Source organism: Dactylosporangium sp. NPDC000521 (genome assembly GCF_042898305.1).
Lineage (GTDB): Bacteria > Actinomycetota > Actinomycetes > Mycobacteriales > Micromonosporaceae > Dactylosporangium.
On the sequence record NZ_JBIAYW010000004.1, the window covers coordinates 343,718 to 364,975 of the forward strand.

The window sequence follows — 21,258 nt, forward strand, 5'->3', positions numbered from 1 at the left end:
CCTCGAACGGCCAAACCAGGCCCGATCGGAGGTTCACCAACGTGGCGAGGCAGAGACACAGACGCTGGCTGCTCAGTGCGGTCGTGCTGACCGTGGTGGCGGCGGTGACGACCGTCGCCGTGCGGTCCGCCGACGCGGCGACGATCGTGCAGGGCACCTGGTACAACCTGGTCAACGTCAACAGCGGCAAGGTCATGGAGGTCACCGGCGCGTCGACCGCGGACGGCGCCACGGTAACCCAGTACAGCAGCAACGGCTGCCAGTGCCAGCAGTTCAGGTTCGAGTCGGCCGGCACCGGCTGGTGGCGGATCATCGCCCGGCACAGCGGCAAGGCCGTCGACCTGTGGGAGTGGAACACCGCCGACGGCGCGCAGTACCGCCAGTGGCCGGTCAGCAGCGGCTACAACCAGCAGTTCTCCGTGCAGAACATCGGCGACAACATCCAGCTCATCAACCGGCACAGCGGCAAGGCCCTCGAGGTCTGGGAGTGGTCGACCGCCAACGGCGCGCGGATCTCCCAGTTCACCGACCTCGACGGCGCCAACCAGCAGTGGCGCCTGGTGGTGGCCGGCACCACCACCCCGACGACCGGCAACGGCAATCCGAGCACGAGCTGGCCGACGAAGTCGGGCGACGCGAGCGTCAGCGGCACGATCAAGGTGTCGGGCACGCTCGACGGCGGGATGAAGCGTTACTGCTGCATCGGTGACGGTGGGCAGAGCGAGAGCCAGGACCCGATGTTCGAGCTGGCGAACGGCGCGACCATCAAGAACGTCATCATCGGCGCGCCGGCCGGTGACGGCATCCACTGCCTCGGCACGTGCACGATCCAGAACGTGTGGTGGGAGGACGTGGGTGAGGACGCCGCGACGTTCCTCGGCACGGGCGGCGGCACCAGTTACGTGATCGGCGGCGGCGCGAAGTCGGCGAGCGACAAGGTGTTCCAGCACAACGGCAACGGCACGGTCAACATCTCCGGCTTCTCCGTCGAGAACGCCGGCAAGCTGTACCGCGCCTGCGGCAACTGCACGAACTCCTACCAGCGCAACGTCGTGGTGGACAACATCATCGCGAAGTCCACGAAGGTGATCGCCGGCATCAACATCAACTGGGGCGACACGGCCCGGTTCACCCGGATCACCGTCTACGGCTCGGCGACCATCTGCGACAAGTACAAGGGCGCCCCGAAGGGCAGCGAACCGACCCACGTCGGCTCCGGCGCGGACGGCGTCAACTGCTTCTACAGCGCGAGCGACATCACGTACCGGTAGCCACCAACCGCACGACGACCCACTTCGACGTGGGGGTGCCGCTGACCGCAGCCTGCGAGTCCAGCGGCACCAGCGGGTTGGTCTCCGGGTAGTACGCGGCGACGCAGCCCTTCGGCGTGTCGTACGAGACGAGCCGGAACCGCGGGGCGCGACGCGCGACGCCGTCCGAGAACTCCGACACGAGGTCGACCAGGTCCCCGTCGGCGAAGCCGAGCTCGGCCAGGTCGAGCGCGTTGATGAACACGACCCGCCGCCCCGAGCGGATGCCGCGGTACCGGTCGTCCAGGCCGTAGATGGTCGTGTTGAACTGGTCGTGGCTGCGGATCGTCTGCAGCACCAGCCGCCCCGGCGGCACTTCCAGGACGACCAGCGGGCTGACCGTGAACACGGCCCTGCCCTCCGGGGTAGGGAACGTGCGCGAGTCCCGCGGCCCGTGCGGCATCCTGAAGCCGCCGCCCGCGATGCGGGCGTTGTAGTCGGCGCAGCCGGGCACCACGCGGGAGATGCGGTCGCGGATCCGGTCGTAGTCAGCGGTGAACGACGACCATGGGATGCCGTGCCGGTCGCCGAGCGTGGCGGCCGCGAGACCGCACACGATGTCGACCTCCGAGCGCAGCAGCGGGCCCGCCGGCGCGGAGCGGCCCCGCGACGCGTGCACCTCCGACATCGAGTCCTCGACGGTGACCCGCTGCACCTTTCCGCCGGTCATGTCCTGCTCGGAGCGGCCGAGCGTCGGCAGGATCAGCGCCGTGCGGCCGGCGGCGACGTGGCTGCGGTTGAGCTTCGTGGACACCTGGACCGTGAGCGTCGCGCCCCGCATCGCCGCGGTGGTGACGTCGGTGTCAGACATCGCGGCGACGAAGTTGCCGCCGAGCGCGACGAACACCTTCGCCCGCCGGTCGCGGAACGCCTTCACGGCGGCGACCGCGTCGTGACCGCCGAGGCGCGGCGGCGCGAAGCCGAACTCGGTGCCGAGCGCGTCGAGGAACCACGCGGGCGGCTTCTCCCAGATGCCCATCGTGCGGTCGCCCTGCACGTTGGAGTGGCCGCGCACCGGACACAGCCCGGCACCGGGCCTGCCGATGTTCCCCTGTGCCAGCGCGACGTTGACGAACTCCTTGATGGTGGCGACCGCGTTGTGGTGCTGGGTGATGCCCATCGCCCAGCAGTGCACGGTGCGCCTGGAGGCGGCCAGCATCGCCGCTGCGGTCTCGATCTGCGACCAGGTCAGGCCGGTCGCGGCGAGCACCGCGGCGCGGTCCACGGCGCGCACGTGGCGCTCCCATTCGTCGAAGCCGGTGGTGTACCGCTGGACGAAGTCACGGTCGATCACACTGCCAACAGCAGCATCGTCGGCCTGCAGCAGCAGTTGGCCGATCGCCTGCCACAGCGCGAGGTCACCGTTGGAGCGGATCTGCAGCAGCTCGTCGGCGAGCCCGGTGCCGCGGCCGGCGAGCCCGCGCGCCTTCTGCGGGTTGTCGAAGCGCAGCAGCCCCGCCTCCGGCAGCGGGTTGATCGCCAGGATCTTCGCGCCGTTGCGCTTGGCGGTCTCCAGCGCGGTGAGCATCCGCGGGTGGTTGGTGCCCGGGTTCTGCCCCGACACCACGATCAGCTCGGCCTCGTGCAGGTCCTGCAGCGACACCGATCCCTTGCCGATGCCGATCGTGGCGGCCAGCCCGGCCGACGTCGACTCGTGGCACATGTTGGAGCAGTCGGGCAGGTTGTTGGTGCCGTAAGCGCGGGCGAAGAGCTGGTAGAGGAACGCCGCCTCGTTGCTGGCCCGGCCGGACGTGTAGAACACCGCCTCGTCGGGGCTGTCGAGCGCGTTGAGGTGGGTGGCGACGAGCGCGAACGCGTCCTCCCAGGAGATCGGCTCGTAGTGGGTGGCGCCGTCACGGCGGACCATCGGGTGGGTGAGCCGGCCCTGCCGCTCCAGCCAGTGGTCGGTGCGCCCGGCGAGGTCCTCGATGGAGTGGGCGGCGAAGAACTCGGGCCCGATGGTCTCCCGCACGCCCTCCCACGAGACGGCCTTGGCGCCGTTCTCGCAGAACTCGGCGGTGTGCCGCTTGTCCTGCGGGTCGGGCCAGGCGCAGCTCATGCAGTCGACACCGTCGACCTGGTTGAGCGCGAGCAGGTTGCGGGTGGCCTTGACGATCCCCATCCGCCGCACCGCGTTGGTGACGCTGAGCCGCACCGCCGGCAGCCCGGCCGCGTGGTCGGCGGGCGGCCCGACCCGCAGGCGCTCCTCGGCATCGTCAAGCGGCATCTCGGCGCTCCAGCGGTAGGTGGGACCACCGAGCGTAGCCCGTCCCGGGCGCCGTGTCAGACGCGGAACTGGCCGACCAGGGCGCGCAGCTCGCGGCTCATCGCCGACAGCTCCTCCGCGGCGGTGCGGGTCTCCTCGACGCCGCTGGTGGTGATGCGGGCAGCATCGGAGATGGTGGCGATGTTCGCGGCGATGTCGGCCGAGCCGGCCGCGGCCTGGGAGATGTTGCGGCCGATCTCGGTCGTGGTGGCGTTCTGCTGCTCGACGGCCGCCGCGATGGTGTTCTGGTAGTCGCCGAGCCGCCCGGTGATCTCGACGATCCGGGTGATCGCCTCGGTCGCGGCCATCGTGTCGGCCTGGATGCTCTGCACCTTCGACGCGATGTCGCCGGTGGCCCGGCCGGTCTCCTGGGCGAGGTCCTTCACCTCGGTGGCCACGACGGCGAAGCCCTTGCCGGCCTCGCCGGCCCGGGCCGCCTCGATGGTCGCGTTGAGCGCCAGCAGGTTGGTCTGCGCCGCGATGTCGTTGATGACCGTGACGACGTTGCCGATCTGCTGGCTCGACCCGCTCAGCCGGCCGATCAGGTCGTGCGCCGACTGGGTCAGCTCGGTGGTCTGCCCGCCGATGCGGGCCGCGTCGGCGGCGGTGCCGGCGATCTCCTGGATCGAGGCGCTCATGTGCTCCGCGCCGGTCGCGGCGGTGCGGACGTTGTCGGACACCTCGTCGGCCGACGCCACGATCAGCCCTGACCGGGTCGACGTCTGCTGGGCGCTGGTCATGATCCGGGTCGAGGTGTCGCTGAGCCGCTCGCTGGCGACCGCGACCGTGGACGCCGACCCGCTGATCGCCCGTACCGTCGCGGCGATCTTGTCCACGAACGTGTTGAACTCGCGGCTCACGGTGGTGAACTCGTCATTGCCGCTGACCGCCAGCCGGTGGGTCAGGTCGCCTTCGCCCTCGGCGATGTCCGACAGGCGCTCGTGCAGGGCCCGCAGCGGCCGAAGGATCGAGACCGACAGCGCCAGCGCCATGGCGACGGCCAGCACGAGCGCGGCGCTGCCCACGATGTTGGCCAGGCTGCCGGTGCGGCTCGCCGTCGACCGGGCGGCCTTGTCCGCGGCGGCCGACCGCTGCTGGGCGGCGGCGAGCAGCTGGTCGACCGGGTCGCTGATGCGCGCGTACACCTCCAGGCCCTCGCCGACGACGAGGTCGTTGGCCGCCTTGACCTGTTGTGGGGTCCCTGCCCGGTATGCCGCGATGACCCGGTCGTCGAGGGCCTTGAAGTCGTCGAACGCCTGGCGGATCGCCCCCACGGCGGCCCGGTCGGCGGCCGGCAGCGGCAGGCGCGCCATCGCGTCCAGCTCGGTGCTGAAGTCCCGCATCGACTGCAGGAACGCCGCCCGCGTGTCGGCTGTGTCGTCGGTGCCGCCGGGTTCGCCGCGCACCACGTCGAACGCGTAGCCGACCTGCCAGCCGGAGATGTCGGTGATGCGGAACTTCAGCTGCTCGGCCGCGTCGAGCTGCGCCTGCGCCGCGGACAGGTGCCCGGCGGTGTCGCGGGTGCCGTGGGAGGCGGAGACCGCCGCCACCCAGATGGCCACCACGCACAGCGAGATGACAAGAAAGCCGATCACCAGCCGCGTGACCACCCGCGTCCGCCGCAGCATGTCCATGTCCGCCACCCCTCGCCGATCGTTCCCGCGAAGCTCGCACCCCACCGATCGGCCCGGCCGGCCCGCTCCTGAGAGATCCCGCGGCGATCGAGCCGTCAGGCGGCGAAGATCTGGGCGTAGATGGCGTCGATGACGTCGTTCTTCGCCAGGCTGTAGTCGCCGGGCCGGTCTGCGGTCTCGCCGGCCAGGCGGCGCTTCGTGCCGGCGTACAGCTCCCGGTTCGCGGGCAGGCCGGGGACGGCCGTGGAGCCGACGTGCTCGACGGCCAGCGCGAGGTCGCCGAGCGCCCCGGTCAGGGCGGCGCGGGTCGTCTCGTACCGCAGCGGCCAGGACGGGTCGTAGTCGTCGACGACCACGGCGGACCAGCGGCGGGGCGGGTCGCCGACCAACCCCGCCGCCAGCTGCTCCGGCGTGCCGTGAAACCGCTCGGTGATGCTCTTCGGATACCTGGCCATCGATACCTCCCGTGACAGCAAAGTCGGCCAGGATACGACACCTACGCCGGCAGCGGTGCCCCGGTGAGGTCGGCGAGGTGCGCGAGCAGCGCCTCCAGCAGCGCCGGGTCGAGCTGGGCGTCGCTCGGCCGCCAGTCGCGGTCGCTGATGTACCGGCCGGTGACCAGCACCTCCGGGTCGGTGCCGGCGGCGAGCCGCGCCTGCGCCCGGGCGGCGTCCGCGGGGTCCGTCGGGGCGCCGTCGCCGCCCATCTTGGTGCGGACCCAGCCCGGGTCGAGGGCGTTGCTGAGCGTCGCCGGCCAGCGCCGGGCGATCGCGACGGCCAGCATCAGGTCGAGCAGCTTCGTCGTGGAGTAGGCCGCGAACCCGTTCCAGGGGCGCCGGTCGTACTGCAGGTCGGCCAGGTCGACGGCGCCGTCCGCGGCCATCGCCGACGACACGAACACCAGCCGCTCCGGCCGCGGCAGCAGCGCCGTCAGCAGGTACGGGGCGAGCACGTTCACCTGGAACATCGACTCCAGGCCGTCGCCGGTCACCTCCCGCTCGGTGCTGTCCAGCCGGGCGATCCCGGCGTTGTGGACGACGGCGTCGAGGTGACCGTACCCCGACAGCGTGCCGGCGAGGGCACGGGTGTCGTCGAGCGACCGCAGGTCGCCGACCACGACCGCGGCCGCGCCGGGCAGCGCGGCCTTCACGGCGGCGGCGCGCTCCTCGTTGCGGGCGTGCAGGATCACCCGGTGCCCGGCGTCGACGAGCTGGGTCGCGGTGTGCAGCCCGATGCCGTCGGCCGATCCGGTGACAAGAATGGTGCGCAAGTTGAGTCCCTTCCATCGTGTGCCGCACCACGATGGACCGCCGCTATTGCAGCGCAATTGCGGCCGACTTGCCCCGGTGCGCCGCATCGCGAACGCACCGGGGCGAGCGGTGGCTACAGGCCGATGTTCGCCTGCGGGCCGGCGTACGTGCGCAGGAGGCTCGGCACGTCCGCGGCGGGGTCGAGGGTGTACGGGTAGAAGCTCGACGGCGTGAACGCCGAGCCGAGCGTCTTCTGCTGGCCGGTGCAGTTGACGGTGATGCTGCCGCTCTGCTTCAGCTGCGCCGTCGAATCGGGGTAGTAGGGGTCCTTCACGGTGTCGAAGTAGCTGTTCTCCAGCACCATCTTCGTGGCGCCGCGCGCGTAGTTGCCGTAGGAGGCGACGTTCTGCAGGTAGTTGTTGTACAGGTGGGCGTACGCGACGTTGTCGGTGCTGGGGTTGCGCTGGTTGGTGTCGTGGATCCAGTTGTGGTGGATCGTCATGCGGGCCGTGACGTTGTCGGTCCAGCCGATGCCGAAGGCCTTGTTGTTGCCGCCCATCACGTTCCACGAGACGGTCAGGTAGCTGGTGTCCTTGCGGCTGTCGATGAGGCCGTCGTTCATCCGCTCGATCCGGTTGTGGTCGATCCACACGTGGTCGGCGGTGTCCATCTGGATGCCGTCGTAGTCGTACACCTTGTCGTCGGGGTCGTCGTCGGGCATCTGCGTGTCCCGGATCGTCAGGTTCCGGATGATGACGTTGCGGACACCCGCGCCGAGGAAGAACCCGCCGCCGACGATCTGGCCGCTGGTGCCGACGCCGACGATCGTCTTGTCGGACTGCACCTTGAGCTCGGTGCCCTTCGGCGTGACCGTGATGGCGGCCGCGACCCGGATGACGTACGGCGTCGTGGCCGTGACGTACTTCCGCAGGTCGGCGAGGGTGGTGACGGTGACGGTCGGGCCGCCCGCGCCGCCGGTCGCGCCGCCGCCGGTGGAGGCGAAGCCGTCCGCGGTGCCGGACCAGGTCCGCCCGCCGGTGCCGCCGACCGGGTTGAACGCCCACTGCTTGTTGCTGTTGGCGGTGCAGGTCTCCTGGATCACCGCGGCGCCGGACGCCGTGCTGGCGTCCTTGTCGCTGACGCAGAGGCCGCTGTTCACGTTGATGATCTGGAAGGTGCCGGTGCCGGAGGCGACGAGGCGCCACTGCTGGTTGGTCTGGCTCGCGACACAGGTGTACTGCTGCAACTGTGTGCCCGACGTGGTGGACCAGCCGGGGACGTCGACGCACTTGCCGCTGCTCACGTTCACCAGCTGGTAGTTGCTGCCGGCCGCGGTGAGCCGGAACTGCTGCCAGGCAGCGCCGCTCGTGCAGCCCCACTGCTGCAGCAGCGCACCGTTCGCGGTGGACGCCGACGGTACGTCGACACACATGCCGCTCTTCTTGACCGCCAGCTGGTACGTGCCGCCGGTCGCCGGGAGCGTCGCCGCCTGGGACGGCATGACCGCGTAGCCGGTCACGCCGGCGACGACGGCGACGGTGAGCCCGGCGAGCAGATGGATTCGTTTGCCCTTGGACATGACGCTCCTCTAGACCGGGTTCCAGCCGTCGGTGCCGGCCAGGTACTTCTGCGGGGTGTAGTTCGCCGCGGCCGAGTCGCTCAGCTGCGGGCGGTTGCTGTTCGTGCCGGCGCCGGCGCCGGTGTTGCGGTACTCCAGGAACCGAGCGTTCTTCCACGAGTTGCCGGACATGTCGGTCCACGGCTGCGCGGTCCTCATGGTCGCGCTCAGGTTCGACTCGCGGTACAGCACCTGCGCGGCCGGGCCCCACGGGCGGCCGAGCTGCGTCACGTTGTTCGCGGCGCCGGTGATGGTGCACTTGTAGACGAGGATGCCGTAGGTCTTGGCGGCGTCGGTGTTGGCCGCGGTGATCGGCCCGCCGCTGCTGCGCTTCTCGTGGATGGTGCTCGCGTTGAACACCGCGGTCGCCCCGCCGAAGATGAAGTCGACGGTGCCCTCGACGTAGGAGTTCACGTAGTACTGGCGGAAGTTGTTGACCAGCAGCGTGTCCTGGTTGCCGAGGAACCGCACGCCGTCGAACACCGACCGGTCGGCGTTGACGTTCGCCGCGACCGCCTGGCTGCCTTCGCCGTAGTCGTTGGACATGGTGAGGTTCTTCGCGACGAAGTCGTGCCCGTTGACGAAGACGGTGGCGCTGCCGCTCGTACCGTAGCCGCCCGCGCTGCTGTGGTTGTTGACGATGACCGTCGCCGACGCGGACGAACCCAGGCCCTGCAGGGTGATGTAGGGCTTGTTCGACGGGATCGTGACGATCTCGCGGTAGGTGCCGGCCTTGATGGTGATGACCCGGCGGGTGGTGTTGTTCGCCGGCACCGCGTCGACCGCCGCCTGCACGGTGGTGTACTGCCCGGTCCCGTCCTTGGCGACGGTGGCGGGGGCGGTGCTGCCGACGGCGTTGAAGGCCCACTGCTTGTTGCTGTTGGCGGTGCACGTCTCCTGGATCACCGCGGCGCCGGACGCCGTGCTGGCGTCCTTGTCGCTGACGCAGAGGCCGCTGTTCACGTTGATGATCTGGAAGGTGCCGGTCCCGGACGCGACCAGCCGCCACTGCTGGTTGGCCTGGCTCGCCACGCACGTGTACTGCTGCAACTGCACACCCGACGTGGTGGACCAGCCCGGCACGTCGACGCACTTGCCGCTGCTCACGTTCACCAGCTGGTAGTTCGAGCCCGCGGCGGTCAGCCGGAACTGCTGCCAGGTCGCGCCGCTCGTGCACCCCCACTGCTGCAGCAGCGCACCGTTCGCCGTGGACGCCGACGGCACGTCGATGCACATGCCGCTCTTCTTGACCGCCAGCTGATAGGTGCCGCCCGTGGGTGGCAGGGTCGCCGCCTGGGACGGCAGCATCGACACCCCGGTCACCACGGCGGGCACCACGACGGCGAGCGCGGCGTAGAGCAGATGTCGCCTCGGCCAACTCGTTCTGGACATGAACCCGGTCCCTTCCGGTCACGCTGAGCTACGAACCGCCGGGGCGGTCCAGCGGGCACCCAGGTAGATGCGAAGGCGTGGCCGGGCATAACAGAAATCGGGAGCAGAAGTTCAGCCCCGGCTTCCCGGCCGGCTTCATCGACCGGACCCGCTCATGGGTGCTCGGCGCCGCCGCCGTCTGACCCACCGCGCACGTCAGCAGTTGCGGCTGGTCCGGTTCTGGGGCGGGGAGACCGGGCCGGCGGTGCGGAGGGGGCCGGTGCCGGCGCTGCCGTCGCTGGTGATGCCCGAGGGGACGCCGTCGAAGACGGACTCGACCTTGTCGGCGTTGCCGCGGGTGTGTGCGGGGTCCCGGGTGTCGTCGTGCTGCTCGTAGTGCAGGTGCTCGATGCTGGTGGAGCCGGTCTTGCCGACGTGGCCGAGCAGCCGGCCCCGCGGCACCACCTCCCCCTGCTTCACCTCCGGCCAGGTCTGCAGGTGACCGTACGAGGTGAACCAGCCGCCGCCGTGGTCGATGATCACGCCGAAGCCGAGGCCGCCGCGGGTGCCGACGGTGCCGGGCGCGGCCGGCGCGCCGCCCTCGAGGATCGCCTGCCAGCCGGACCAGGCGACGGTGCCGGCGGCCGAGGCGAGGACCGCCCGGCCGCCGCTGGGGCCGCCGTTGTAGAAGAAGTCGATGTCGTAGTCGTCGTGGCCGGCATACGTGGTCAGGCTCCATGACTCACCGCACGGGAACGGCAGCTGGAACGCGGGCCGCGGCCCCGGCTTCTGCGGGTGCCCCTCGGCGCGGCGCGCCAGCGTCACCCAGGACACGATCACGCAGGCCACGATGACACCCAGCACCGTCAGCCGATAGATCCCCCGCGCGCTCACCGGCACCCAATCTACCCGTCCGCCGCAACGATCCGTCCCGGGACAACGCGTGAAACGTTCACGGTTTGTCCCGGCCGGGCGGGACGGCGTCGTCCGCGTCCGTACCAGCGCAAACACCGCCACCGCGAAGGCCGCCGCGCGGCTCGTGCGCGTTGACAGCCCTCGGCGGCCGAACCTAGTGTCCGGCCCGCCCAGCTCCCATCGATGTCTCGAGGTAGGCCATGAGGAGAAGACTCAGCGTTCTCGGCGGCGCGCTGCTGCTCGCCGTCACCGCGTCGGTGGTGATGTTCATGCAGCCCGCGTCCGCCGCGGTCGGCCTGCACATCAGCGGCCGCAACATCGTGGAGGCCAACGGCCAGAACCTGATCATGCGCGGTGTCAACCACCCGCACGTGTGGTACACGGGCCAGACGTCCTCGTTCGCGGCGATCAAGGCCGCCGGCGCCAACACGATCCGGGTGGTGCTGGGCACCGGCAAGCGCTGGGGGCCCTCCAACGACGTGCCTGCCGTCATCAACCTGTGCAAGCAGAACAAGCTGATCTGCGTCCTCGAGGTCCACGACACCACCGGCTACGGCGAGGAGGGCGCGGCCGCGTCGCTCGACGAGGCCGCCAACTACTGGATCAGCCAGAAGGCGAACCTGGTCGGCCAGGAGAACTACGTCGTCATCAACATCGGCAACGAGCCGATCGGCAACACCAACCCCGCGCAGTGGACCGCCGCCACCGCCGCCGCCATCCAGAAGCTGCGCACCAACGGCTTCGAGCACCTCATCATGGTCGACGCCCCGAACTGGGGCCAGGACTGGCAGAACGTCATGCGTGACACAGGCCAGACCGTGCTGGACGCGGACACCAAGCACAACACGGTGCTGTCGATCCACATGTACGCCGTGTACGCCAACGCCTCGACGATCACCGCCTACTTCGACGCGTTCAAGAACAAGGGCTGGCCGCTCGTCGTCGGCGAGTTCGGCTGGAAGTTCAACTCCGGCGAGGTCGACCACGAGACCATCCTGTCCGAGGCGCAGGCCCGCGGGCTGGGCTGGATCGCCTGGTCGTGGAGCGGCAACAGCGACCCGATCCTCGACATGACGGTCAACTTCAACCCGGCGCAGCTGACCACGTTCGGCGACCGGATCGTCAACGGCGCCAACGGGCTGAAGGCGACCTCCCGCGAGGCGTCGATCTACAGCGGACAGACCACCTCGCCGTCCGCGTCGGTCTCCCCGTCGGCGTCGCGCAGCCCGTCGACGTCGCCTTCGGCGTCGCGCAGCCCGTCGTCCTCGCCGCCGCCCGGTGGCAAGACCTGCACCGCCGCCTACGCGATCGTCGGCCAGTGGCCCGGCGGCTTCCAGGCCGAGGTGCGGGTCACCGCCGGCAGCTCGGCGATCTCCGGGTGGACGGTCGGCTGGTCGTACGCCAACGGCCAGACCGTCACGAACGGCTGGAGCGCGACGATCACCAGCTCCGGTGCGGCGGTGACCGCCCGCAACGTCGGCTACAACGGCACCGTCGGCGCCGGCGCGACCACGTCGTTCGGCTTCCTCGGCTCCTGGAACGGCACGAACGCCGTTCCGGCGCCGCTCACCTGCACGGCCGACTGACCGTTTCCGTTCATGCGCCGGCCGGACCGCTCCTGGTCCGGCCGGCGCCTTCATGCACTGGTCACCTTCAGGACGAACGGACGGGTGACGCCCACCTCGCGCGCCTGGGAGTGACCGTTTCCGACCGTCGCTGAAGGTGCAGGACGCGCCGCGTGCGGGCCTCAACGGGCGGAGTCGGCGTCTGTGTTCAATACTGACGGAATGGCGAATCCGGATCTTGACCCTGAGGAGTACCCGCCGCTCGACCCTCGGGAGCCCGTGCCCGACGACCCGAGTGAGCTGCTGCCCGGCACTCCGGGCGAGCTGCCGGAGGCTCCGGCCGAGCCGATGCCCGGCGACGACGAGGGCGGCGGCACCGGTGGCGTGCGGGAACCCGCATGACGGGCGGCGCGCCCGTACCCCCGGCGTGACCGCGCACACGGATGAGCGGATCGCCCGCCGGGTGGACGTACTCTCGATCGGGTGAGCATCGCGACGACCGTCACCCTCGGCAACCGCTTCGCCCGTGAGCTGCCCGAGATGGCGGTGCCGTGGCAGGCCGAGCGGTTCGCCGAGCCGCGGCTGCTCGTGCTCGACGAGGCCCTGGCGGCCGAGCTGGGCCTCGACCCGGCGTGGCTGCGCTCACCCGACGGCGTGCGGCTGCTGGTCGGCGCGGCCGTGCCCGACGGTGCCACGCCCGTCGCGCAGGCGTACGCCGGGCACCAGTTCGGCGGGTTCAACCCGCGGCTCGGCGACGGCCGGGCGCTGCTGCTGGGTGAGATCGACGCCGGCGGGCGGCTCCGCGACCTGCACCTGAAGGGCTCGGGCAGGACCCCGTTCGCCCGCGGCGGCGACGGGCTCGCCGTGGTCGGGCCGATGCTGCGCGAGCACGTCGTCAGCGGGGCCATGCACGCGCTCGGCATCCCCACGACCCGCTCGCTCGCCGTCACCGCGACCGGCCGGCCCGTCCGCCGGGAGGCGATGCTGCCCGGTGCCGTCCTCGCCCGGGTGGCGGGCAGTCACCTGCGGGTGGGCAGCTTCCAGTACGCCACCGTCACCGGCGACGAAGACCTGCTGCGGCGCCTCGCCGACCACGCGATCGCCCGCCATCACCCGGCCGCGGCCGGCGCCGAGCACCCCCACCTCGCGCTGTTCGAGGCGGTCGTCGCCGCGCAGGCCGACCTCGTCGCGCGGTGGATGCTCATCGGGTTCGTGCACGGCGTCATGAACACCGACAACATGACGATCTCGGGCGAAACCATCGACTACGGACCGTGCGCGTTCATGGACGCGTACGACCCGGCGACGGTCTACAGCTCGATCGACCACGGCGGCCGGTACGCCTACGGCAACCAGCCGATCGTCGCGGAGTGGAACCTGGCCCGGCTCGCCGAGGCGATGCTGCCGCTGTTCGACGAGGTGCAGGACCGCGCCGTCGAGCTGGCCGTGGCCTCCCTCGGCGGTTTCCGCCGCCGGTACGACGCCGCCTGGTCCGCCGGCATGCGCGCCAAGCTCGGCCTGCCGGCCGGACTCGCCGACGACGTGGCCGCGCCACTGGTCACCGACCTGCTCACGCTGCTGCAGACCAAGGGCGTCGACTACACGTCGGCCTTCCGCGCCCTCGCCGCGGCCGCCCGCGGCGAGGACGGCCAGTTCCGCGGTCTCCTGCCCGACCCGCTCGCCGGCGCGTGGCTGGCGCGGTGGCAGGCGCTCGCCCCCGACGCCGACGCGATGGACCGCGTCAACCCCGTCTACGTCCCGCGCAACCACCTGGTCGAGGAGGCCCTGGCCGCCGCGACCGGCGGTGACCTGGCGCCGCTCACCCAGCTCGTCGACGTCCTCGCCGATCCGTACACCGAGCGGCCCGGCCTGGAGCGCTACGCCGCTGCCGCACCCGAGGGCTTCGGCGCCTCGTACCAGACCTTCTGCGGCACCTGAGCCCTCACCTGAAACCTACTGAGCGTGCCAGTCGGCCCGGTGCTCGGCGAGGACGTCGGCGCCGAAGTCCGAGTCGGGGCGGCGCAGCACGGTGTGGGCGTGGTTGAGGTCGTCTGCGGTGTTGTCGTACTCGATGAGCAGGTCGGGGCCCTGCACGCGGTAGTAGTGCCGGCCGGTGCGGCCGGTCGCGCCCTCCCACGCGAACGACAGCCGGTCCCGGTCCACCGCCGGCGCGACGTCCTCCGGCAGCCGATCCAGGTACACGGCGACGAGCTCGTCCAGCAGCAGCCGCGCCGGGTCGGGCAGGTCGACCGCGGGGATGCCCTGCGGCACCGGCGGGATCGCCGCCCGCGGTCCGCTGTGGATGTCCGGCGGTGCCGCCGGCCGCAGCACGACGTGCGGCAGCAGGTCCCGCGGGACCGCGTCCAGCACCGCCCAGCCGAGCTCCTCCTCCGGCGCGAGCGGCCGCACCACGGGCCGGTCGCGATACCAGGTGGCGAGCGGGTTCGCGCCGAGGAACACCGGCGCCGGTGAGACCGTGTCACCGTCGAGCGTCATCGTCACCGACAGGTGATGCCCCTCGAACCGCCACCCCCACCGGCCGCCCGGGTCCGGCGTGCCGAACACGACGACCGTGTAGTCGTTGCTGTGCCGGCCGCGCCGGTACCCTTCCTCGCGGTCGAGCACCTCCTCGAGCGCGACGATCACGGTCGCCTGCGCGAACGCGTGCGGTCGCAGCCCCGTGGCGAGCAGCCGGTGCGCCGCCTTGCGCCCCTCCGGGTCCAGCGCACCGAGGCGCACGCCCGGCCGTGGCCGTGGCCGGTACTCGATCCAGCGCCGCTGCGCGTCGTCCTCGAACGGCAGCCCCACCCCCGGTGCGAGCGCCAGGAGCGCCGCCGCCTCGGCCCGCATCGCCGCAGCTGTCGTCATGCTCCCGTTGTACCAGCCGCCACCCGCCACGACCTGCGGTGGTGGACGCTCAGCCCGTGTGCGGCCACCCCGTCGACGTGCTCGGCCGCGCCCCCGTACCCCGCGTTGCGCTCCCACCCGTACTGCGGGTGGTCAGCCGCGAGCGCCGCCATGTGCAGGTCCCGGTGCGACTTCGCCAGGATCGACGCCGCCGCGACGACCGCACACCGCGCGTCGCCCTTCACCTCGGTGCGCACCGGCGGGATGCTGCGCTCCGGGCAGAACAGCGTCTCCTCCATCGGGTCGCTGAGGTAGTCGTGCGCCCCGTCGAGAATGATCACGCCCGGGTGCTCCGGCAGTGCCGCGAGGGCCCGCCAGCCCGCCTTCCGCAGCGCCGCCGTCACCCCCAGCTCGTCGATCTCCTCGGCGCTGGCCTCGCCCACCGCCCAGTGCCGCACCCACCCGCGCACCACGGGCACCATCCGCTCCCGCTGCGCCTCCGACAGGAACTTCGAGTCGGCCAGCCCTTCCGGCACGGGCGGGCAGTCCGCGGCGACCACCGCGATACCGACGGCGATCGGCCCCGCCCACGCCCCACGCCCGACCTCGTCCATCCCGGCGACCGTCAGGTGCCCCCGCCCCCACAGCTCACCCTCCACGTCGAGGGTCGGCGTCACCCTGCGGGTCACTCGTGCGGCCACGGTGCGGCTCCTCGTACGACGGCGATCGGGTGCCCCAGTCAACCAGACGCCTCAGAACGAGCCGCCGAAGCTCCCCGGACTGAAGTAGCTGCTGGACGGGCCGTAGCCGCGGCTCGGCCGCGACGCGCGCAGCGCCTCCAGCTCACCGGGCCGCCACACGATCGGCTCGACGACCACGCCGGTCAGCGCGGCCCACGCCGCGACGTCCGGGGCGAGCCGCTCACCGCCGCCGGGACGCGCCTCGTCCTCGTGCCACTCCCGCATCGCCGCGCCGGTCGCCTCCCGCCAGGCGATCCACAGGTACGGGTCCCGGCCGCGCCGCTCCTCGATCATCTTCTGCACCTGCCGGGCCGTCAGGCCACGAACGACCGCACCGCGCTCGGCGCCGTCGCCGCGCTCGACGGCGGGCAGCCAGATCAGCACCCGGCGGTGGCCGCCGTGGTCCCCGATCCGGTACGTCCAGACGGCACCGTCGACGCCCTCCCGCACCGCCGCGACCCGCTCCGCCCGCCACCGCGCCTCCCGCTCCCGCTCCTCCCGCGCCCAGCGCTCCCGCCACGCCGCGATGTGGTCGGTGAGGTCCCCGGCGTCGTCCCGGAAGGCACGGTAGGCCGCGCGCACCTCGACCTCCAGCGCCGCCTTCCGCGCCTCGTAGTCCCGCTGGAGCCGGGCGCGCTGAAGCCCCCAGCGCAGCCGCCACCCCAGGCCCTTCCAGAACTGGTACGGCGGGTGCAGCCGCCGCCGCGCCTCCCGGTCCCGCTCCTCCACCGACTGCAGGGCGGCGAGCAGCGTCTCCGTCGCCGCCCGCCACCGCGCCGCGTCGGCCGCCGGCGCCGGGACCCGCCCGTCGTCGTGGCGGGGCGGCCTGTTCCCGGAGCTGGCGCAGTAGAGCCGCCCGACCGCTTCGATCTCGGCGTCGTGCAGGTTCAGCACGTACGTCCCGACCGTCATCCTCAGTTCTCGATACCAGACGTCGACGTCCATCGACCTATTCTGGCCGAGTGCCGCCGGACGGTCGACGTGGGCCGCCTGCCTCGGATCGTTCAGCAGAACCGGACGGCACGGTGGCGGGATCAGCCGGCGCGGCGGGTGCGGCGCAGAGCAAGGGCGCCGAGGACGATGGCGGTCAGGCCGAGGACCACGGCGACGACGCCGCCGGCGAGGCCGTTGCCGGTGCCGACGCCCCCGTCCGCGGTCGCGACGACGACGGCACCGAGGATCACCGCCGACACGCCCAGAACGGGCGCGGCGAAGGTCCAGCGCAGCAGGTTGCCGGGGTCGACAGGGTTGGCCGAGCGGTTGCGGGAGCGGTTCAGGGCCGCGGCGCCGATGGCGATGCCGAGCAGGGCGATCACGCCGGCCAGGATCGCCGTGCCGCGACCGGCACTCATCATGGCCACGGTGGCCGCCATCGGGTCGACGGAAGCAAGCATTGAAGGGCTCCTCTCGAGCGCATGGTGGGGGTACATGCGACACCGTAGGAACCGGGGCGGGCTCCGGTCGTCGTGCCGGGGTCGCGACCGTCTACGCCGGACTGCGTAGGTCGCGCGGGCCGGACTACGGCGACGGTCGCGCCCCTGGGGCCGAGAGGCTGAACGGGTGACCGGCGGCCAGCAGCGCGTCGATCGCCGCCGCGGGCTGCGGCTTCGCGAAGTGGTAGCCCTGACCGTGGGGGTAGCCGAGCTCGCGCAGCCGCTGGGCCTGCGCCGGCGTCTCGACGCCCTCGGCGACGGCCTCGAGGCGCAGCGCGCGGGCCATCTGGATGACGGCGGCGGCGACGGTGCGACCGTCGGGGGCCGTGCAGGTGCCGGTGAAGGCCCGGTCGAGCTTGATCTCGTCGACGGGGCAGGTCTGCAGGGTGCTGAGGCTGGAGTGGCCGGTGCCGAAGTCGTCGAGCGAGATGCGCACCCCGAGCGCGCGCAGGGCGTGCACGGACTGGACGCACGAGGGGTGCAGGGCGGCGGTCTCCGTGATCTCGACGGTGAGCCGGTGCGGGGCGAGGCCGGACGCCGTCAACAGCCGCGCCACGTCGGCGGCGAAGTCGGCCTCCTGGAGCTGGCGGGCCGAGACGTTGACGCTCATCCGCGGGGCGGCCGCGCCGTACAGCTGATGCCAGCGCGCCGCCTGACGGCACGTCTGCGCGAGAATCCACCGGCCGAGGGGCACGATGAGGCCGGTCGCCTCGGCCACAGGGATGAAGTCGCCCGGGGAGACCGTGCCGAGCGCCGGGTGCTCCCAGCGGACCAGCGCCTCGACCATGACTGGGACCACGGCCGGAGCCGTCCCGGGAGCCGCGCCGAGATCCGGGCCCGAAGCCGTGCCGACATCCGGGCCCGAGGCCGTGCCGAGAGCCGCGTCCGGAGCCACGTCCGGAGCCACGTCCGGAGCCACGGTCGGCCCGGTGAGCGCCACGATCGGCTGGTACACGATGGAGAACTGCTCCTCGTCGATGCCGATGCGCAGGTCGCGTTCGAGCGTGGCGCGGGCACGGACCTGGACGTCCAGTGGCGCGGCGTAGTCGACGTGACGGATGCGGGGGCCGTCGCGGTCGGCCTTCGCCGCGTACATCGCGACGTCGGCGCGGCGCAGCAGCTCCTGCGGCGTGGCGGCGACGGTGCCGAGCGCCACGCCGATGCTGGCGGCCAGCCGCAGCCGGTGGCCGTCGACGTGGACGGGCTCCTCGAACGCGGCGGCGATGCGGGCGATGACCGCGAGTGCGGCGTCGTCGTCGGCGTCCTCCAGCAGCACCGCGAACTCGTCGCCGCCGAGCCTGGCGACGGTGTCGCCGCGCCGGACCGCGCCGCGGAGGCGGTTGGCGGCGGCGACCAGCAGCGCGTCGCCGACAGCGTGGCCCAGGGTGTCGTTGACGGTCTTGAACTCGTTGAGGTCGATGAGCAGCACGCGAAGCCGCTCGGGCGGTCCCGCGGCGAGCGCATCGGAGACCCGCTCGCCGAAGAGGCTGCGGTTGGCGAGGTCGGTGAGCGCGTCGTGGCTGGCCTGATGGCTCAGCCGCTGCTGGAAGTCCCGGGCGTCGGTGATGTCGCGGGAGTTGCAGACGATGCCGGCGACGCCCGGGTCGTGCAGGAGGTTCGCCATCGTGATCTCGGCCCAGCGCCAGCTGCCGTCGGCGTGTGCGAGCCGGGCCTGGAAGACGGCCGGGGTCCCCGGGTCTTCGATGACGCGTTGGTACGCCGTGAGCACGAGCTCCACATCGTCGGCGTAGAGCATGTCGGCGGCGGGCCGGCCCGGCCACTGGTCGGCCGGGAGCCCGAGCAGGCGGGTCGCGCCGGGGCTGACGTAGGTCAGGATGCCGTCGGCGTCGGTGACGGTGATGAGGTCGGACGCGTTCTGCACGAGGGAGCGGAAGCGGCGCTCCCGGTCGCCGAGCTCGATCATGCCCGCGTCGAGCCGGGCGACGAGCCGGGCGTTGTCCTGGAACGTGAGCATCTGCCGGGCGATGACCAGCACGGCGAGGATCACCACGCCGACGGCGACGCCGACCCGCTCGCCGGGGTCGTCGGAGGACATGACGACCAGCAGCAGCACGTTGCTGGCGGCGACGGCCACATACGGCATGACGCTGAACGGCCGGCGGCGCCCGCCTCCGGCCGCCGGGTCCGGTGCGGGCCGGCCGCGGCGCTCCAGGCGGGCGGCGAACACGGCGAACAGACAGCTCAGCGGCACCGCGAACTGGCTCGGGCTGGGCGCGTCGGCCGGCAGCAGCGCCTCCGGCGCCGACGCGAACGCGCCGACGACGATCGCGAGGCCGAACCACCGCAGCGCGCCCTTGTCGACGGTCGACGTGCCGGTCAGCGCCACCTTGACGATCGCGAACAGGGCCAGCATCACCACGACCAGCGTGACCAGGCCCGTGACGAACGCGAGCCGGTTGCCGCTGTCGCGCTCCAGCGACGGGCGCAGCCAGAACTGCCACAGGAACAGGCCGCCGGCGACGACGACCGTGCACGCGTCGAGCAGGAACGTGACCCGCCGCCGCCCGCTGTCCAGCCCGAGCGGCAGCCGCAGCAGCGCCCACCCTTCCAGCAGCACCGCGACGAGGTACACGGCGCCGTCGACCGCGCCGAGGTTTGCCTGCGGATCGTCGAACGCCTGGATCCCCCGGACCACCGAGCCGACGCCGACGAGGAGGGTGCCGGCGCCCATGTACCGCCAGAACCGGGCCGCGGCGGGGTGCACCCGGGTGCGGGTGCCGACGGTCCAGAGCGCGGCGCCGGCGAGCGCGGCGGAGCACAGGTTCGGCAGCCAGCCCAGCATGGCCGGGCCCACCGGGCCCCGCAGGTTGACCGCGAACCACACCCACGCGACCAGGACGATCCCGGCCTGAAGGGCGACATCGGCGCGCGAGGGCCCGAACACGGCGGCCCGGAGCCGCGCCACAGGGCTCGGCCGTCCCGATCCGGTCATGTCCCGCCCGTCCCTCTACCAGCCCCGTCCCAGGTGCTCATCGACCGCGACGCGCGGGACCTGAGCGCAGACCACCTGCCGAGGCACCGTACCGGCTCCGTCGCGCGCACGCGACCATCCGGCTCCGCCGCGCGCACGCGACCATCCGGTCGTCCCTGGGTGCGGTCAGCTCGATTCCGTCGATCTGGGGCGGCTGCTAGGATCGGCGCGCGAGGCCATGGTGGTCCTTCCTTCTCCTTGAGAATCGCCACGGCGATTTTTGCCAACCAGGGTCACCGCTTTCCTCGCCCTTAATCCCTTTGCGCGCCGGCACGGTGCGTCCCTACCCTCCTGCGGATGGGGCGCACCGTCGTCGTCGGCGACATCCACGGCTGCTTCACCGAGCTGCTCGAGCTCTGTGACGCCGTCGCGCTGCGCCCCGACGACCTGCTCGTCAGTGTCGGGGACGTGGTCGACCGCGGCCCGTCACCCGCCGAGGTCGTCGACTTCTTCCGGTCGCGGCCCAACTCCGTCGTCGTCATGGGCAACCACGAGCGCAAGCACGTCCGCGGGGTCTTCTCGTACGCGCAGGAGATCACCCGCCTGCAGCTGGGCGACGGCTACGCCGACGCGGTCGCGTGGATGCGGACCCTGCCGTACTTCTTCGAGAACGACCACGTCCGCGTCGTGCACGCCGCCCTGGTCCCCGGCGTACCACTGGACGGACAGCGGGAAGAGATCCTGTGCGGCTCGACCAGCGGCGAGAAGGCCCTCGCGGCTGTCGTCCCCACCGGCTACTGGCACGAGCACTACACCGACCCGAAGCCCGTCGCCTTCGGCCACCACGTCACCGGCCGGGAGCCGCTCGTGCGCGACGGCCGCGTCTTCGGCCTGGACACCGGCGCCTGCCACGGCTGGAACCTGACCGCGCTGGTCCTGCCCGGCCGCACCCTCCACGCGGTCCCGGCCCGCGCCGACCACTGGGCCACGACCCGCCGCGAGTGGCAGCTCCCCGTCCTGCGCACCCGCCCGTGGCGCGACCTCGCCTGGCCGGACCTGACCGCCACGCTGGCCCGGTCGCAGGACCCGTGGCTGGACGAGGTCGCGGCGTGGGCCGAGCTGCTGCGCTCGTCGCTGCCCGCCCTCGTCACCGCCGCCCTGGCGCTCGCTCGTGAGCTTCCCGAGGCGCTCGTGCGCGCCCATCCGGCCGCCCCGGTGCTCTTCCAGGCCCGCACCGGCCGCCTCGACGAGGCCGCGCTGGCCCGCCGCTGCGTCACCCCGCGCAGGACCCTCGACCTGGCCGCCGCCCTCGGCGTGCAGCTGCCCGACCTGCCCGGTGCACAGCCCTCGACGCGGTAGGCCGCCTCTGCGCGGCCC

17 protein-coding genes are annotated in these 21,258 nt (G+C 72.2%); 5 read left to right on the forward strand and 12 right to left on the reverse strand.

The window, feature by feature from the left end:
- The first annotated feature begins 41 nt into the window (after positions 1 to 41).
- Positions 42 to 1,271, forward strand: coding sequence for a pectate lyase (locus ACFY3L_RS15760; RefSeq protein ID WP_389323318.1), 1,230 nt, complete (start codon positions 42 to 44; stop codon positions 1,269 to 1,271).
- Here ACFY3L_RS15760 and ACFY3L_RS15765 read toward each other — a convergent pair.
- From ACFY3L_RS15765 to ACFY3L_RS15795, 7 genes are all read right to left on the reverse strand, one after another.
- Complete coding sequence (locus ACFY3L_RS15765) at positions 1,258 to 3,537, reverse strand: FdhF/YdeP family oxidoreductase (protein WP_389323321.1); 2,280 nt, start codon at positions 3,535 to 3,537, stop codon at positions 1,258 to 1,260. The genes ACFY3L_RS15760 and ACFY3L_RS15765 overlap by 14 nt on opposite strands.
- Positions 3,538 to 3,593: 56 nt before the next feature.
- On the reverse strand, positions 3,594 to 5,210 hold the full coding sequence (locus ACFY3L_RS15770) for a methyl-accepting chemotaxis protein (protein WP_389323324.1): 1,617 nt from the start codon (positions 5,208 to 5,210) through the stop codon (positions 3,594 to 3,596).
- Between the two features lie 95 nt (positions 5,211 to 5,305).
- Complete coding sequence (locus tag ACFY3L_RS15775; protein WP_389323326.1) at positions 5,306 to 5,665, reverse strand: GrpB family protein; 360 nt, start codon at positions 5,663 to 5,665, stop codon at positions 5,306 to 5,308.
- A 41-nt stretch (positions 5,666 to 5,706) separates the two neighbouring features.
- A complete protein-coding gene (locus ACFY3L_RS15780) occupies positions 5,707 to 6,480 on the reverse strand; it encodes an SDR family NAD(P)-dependent oxidoreductase (protein WP_389323329.1) in 774 nt (257 codons plus the stop codon).
- A gap of 113 nt (positions 6,481 to 6,593) precedes the next feature.
- Positions 6,594 to 8,039: an RICIN domain-containing protein gene (locus ACFY3L_RS15785; protein WP_389323332.1), complete on the reverse strand. Its 1,446-nt coding sequence runs from the start codon at positions 8,037 to 8,039 to the stop codon at positions 6,594 to 6,596.
- A gap of 9 nt (positions 8,040 to 8,048) precedes the next feature.
- Complete coding sequence (locus ACFY3L_RS15790) at positions 8,049 to 9,470, reverse strand: pectinesterase family protein (RefSeq protein ID WP_389323334.1); 1,422 nt, start codon at positions 9,468 to 9,470, stop codon at positions 8,049 to 8,051.
- Positions 9,471 to 9,665: 195 nt separating this feature from the next.
- Complete coding sequence (locus ACFY3L_RS15795; protein ID WP_389323337.1) at positions 9,666 to 10,343, reverse strand: peptidoglycan DD-metalloendopeptidase family protein; 678 nt, start codon at positions 10,341 to 10,343, stop codon at positions 9,666 to 9,668.
- A 221-nt stretch (positions 10,344 to 10,564) separates the two neighbouring features.
- Between ACFY3L_RS15795 and ACFY3L_RS15800 the strand changes: the two genes are divergently transcribed.
- The 3 genes from ACFY3L_RS15800 (at position 10,565) to ACFY3L_RS15810 (ending at position 13,867) form a co-directional block, all read left to right on the forward strand.
- A complete protein-coding gene (locus tag ACFY3L_RS15800; RefSeq protein WP_389323340.1) occupies positions 10,565 to 11,950 on the forward strand; it encodes a cellulase family glycosylhydrolase in 1,386 nt (461 codons plus the stop codon).
- Between the two features lie 201 nt (positions 11,951 to 12,151).
- The gene (locus ACFY3L_RS15805; RefSeq protein WP_389323343.1) at positions 12,152 to 12,331 is read left to right on the forward strand and encodes a hypothetical protein; all 180 of its coding nucleotides are present in this window, start codon (positions 12,152 to 12,154) and stop codon (positions 12,329 to 12,331) included.
- 81 nt (positions 12,332 to 12,412) lie between these two features.
- The gene (locus ACFY3L_RS15810; protein ID WP_389323346.1) at positions 12,413 to 13,867 is read left to right on the forward strand and encodes a YdiU family protein; all 1,455 of its coding nucleotides are present in this window, start codon (positions 12,413 to 12,415) and stop codon (positions 13,865 to 13,867) included.
- Positions 13,868 to 13,882: 15 nt separating this feature from the next.
- On the opposite strand, the gene ACFY3L_RS15815 is transcribed toward ACFY3L_RS15810, so the two are convergent.
- From ACFY3L_RS15815 to ACFY3L_RS15835, 5 genes are all read right to left on the reverse strand, one after another.
- Positions 13,883 to 14,797, reverse strand: a complete 915-nt coding sequence (locus tag ACFY3L_RS15815) for a DUF3500 domain-containing protein (RefSeq protein ID WP_389323349.1) — start codon at positions 14,795 to 14,797, stop codon at positions 13,883 to 13,885.
- Positions 14,794 to 15,477 (reverse strand): ribonuclease HII, encoded by a 684-nt coding sequence (locus tag ACFY3L_RS15820; RefSeq protein WP_389323352.1) that lies wholly within the window; start codon positions 15,475 to 15,477, stop codon positions 14,794 to 14,796. The genes ACFY3L_RS15815 and ACFY3L_RS15820 overlap by 4 nt, the downstream gene beginning before the upstream one ends.
- Positions 15,478 to 15,528: 51 nt before the next feature.
- Positions 15,529 to 16,461: a hypothetical protein gene (locus ACFY3L_RS15825; RefSeq protein ID WP_389323355.1), complete on the reverse strand. Its 933-nt coding sequence runs from the start codon at positions 16,459 to 16,461 to the stop codon at positions 15,529 to 15,531.
- 89 nt (positions 16,462 to 16,550) lie between these two features.
- On the reverse strand, positions 16,551 to 16,910 hold the full coding sequence (locus tag ACFY3L_RS15830; RefSeq protein ID WP_389323358.1) for a DUF6223 family protein: 360 nt from the start codon (positions 16,908 to 16,910) through the stop codon (positions 16,551 to 16,553).
- A 124-nt stretch (positions 16,911 to 17,034) separates the two neighbouring features.
- Positions 17,035 to 19,902 carry a putative bifunctional diguanylate cyclase/phosphodiesterase gene (locus tag ACFY3L_RS15835; protein WP_389323361.1) on the reverse strand — a complete coding sequence of 956 codons (2,868 nt, stop codon included), beginning with the start codon at positions 19,900 to 19,902 and terminating at the stop codon, positions 17,035 to 17,037.
- Positions 19,903 to 20,238: 336 nt separating this feature from the next.
- Here ACFY3L_RS15835 and ACFY3L_RS15840 point away from each other — a divergent pair, with 336 nt between their 5' ends.
- Positions 20,239 to 21,240, forward strand: coding sequence for a metallophosphoesterase family protein (locus tag ACFY3L_RS15840; RefSeq protein WP_389323364.1), 1,002 nt, complete (start codon positions 20,239 to 20,241; stop codon positions 21,238 to 21,240).
- The last annotated feature ends 18 nt before the right edge of the window (positions 21,241 to 21,258 follow it).

Excerpts from the sequence above, each read along its gene's own strand:
- ACFY3L_RS15765 (WP_389323321.1), bottom strand. The coding sequence starts at position 3,537 with ATGCCGCTTGACGATGCCGAGGAGCGCCTGCGGGTCGGGCCGCCCGCC.
- ACFY3L_RS15770 (WP_389323324.1), bottom strand. The coding sequence starts at position 5,210 with ATGGACATGCTGCGGCGGACGCGGGTGGTCACGCGGCTGGTGATCGGC.
- ACFY3L_RS15775 (WP_389323326.1), bottom strand. The coding sequence starts at position 5,665 with ATGGCCAGGTATCCGAAGAGCATCACCGAGCGGTTTCACGGCACGCCG.
- ACFY3L_RS15785 (WP_389323332.1), bottom strand. The coding sequence starts at position 8,039 with ATGTCCAAGGGCAAACGAATCCATCTGCTCGCCGGGCTCACCGTCGCC.
- ACFY3L_RS15790 (WP_389323334.1), bottom strand. The coding sequence starts at position 9,470 with ATGTCCAGAACGAGTTGGCCGAGGCGACATCTGCTCTACGCCGCGCTC.
- ACFY3L_RS15800 (WP_389323340.1), top strand. The coding sequence starts at position 10,565 with ATGAGGAGAAGACTCAGCGTTCTCGGCGGCGCGCTGCTGCTCGCCGTC.
- ACFY3L_RS15805 (WP_389323343.1), top strand. The coding sequence starts at position 12,152 with ATGGCGAATCCGGATCTTGACCCTGAGGAGTACCCGCCGCTCGACCCT.
- ACFY3L_RS15815 (WP_389323349.1), bottom strand. The coding sequence starts at position 14,797 with ATGACGACAGCTGCGGCGATGCGGGCCGAGGCGGCGGCGCTCCTGGCG.
- ACFY3L_RS15825 (WP_389323355.1), bottom strand. The coding sequence starts at position 16,461 with ATGGACGTCGACGTCTGGTATCGAGAACTGAGGATGACGGTCGGGACG.
- ACFY3L_RS15830 (WP_389323358.1), bottom strand. The coding sequence starts at position 16,910 with ATGCTTGCTTCCGTCGACCCGATGGCGGCCACCGTGGCCATGATGAGT.
- ACFY3L_RS15835 (WP_389323361.1), bottom strand. The coding sequence starts at position 19,902 with ATGACCGGATCGGGACGGCCGAGCCCTGTGGCGCGGCTCCGGGCCGCC.
- ACFY3L_RS15840 (WP_389323364.1), top strand. The coding sequence starts at position 20,239 with ATGGGGCGCACCGTCGTCGTCGGCGACATCCACGGCTGCTTCACCGAG.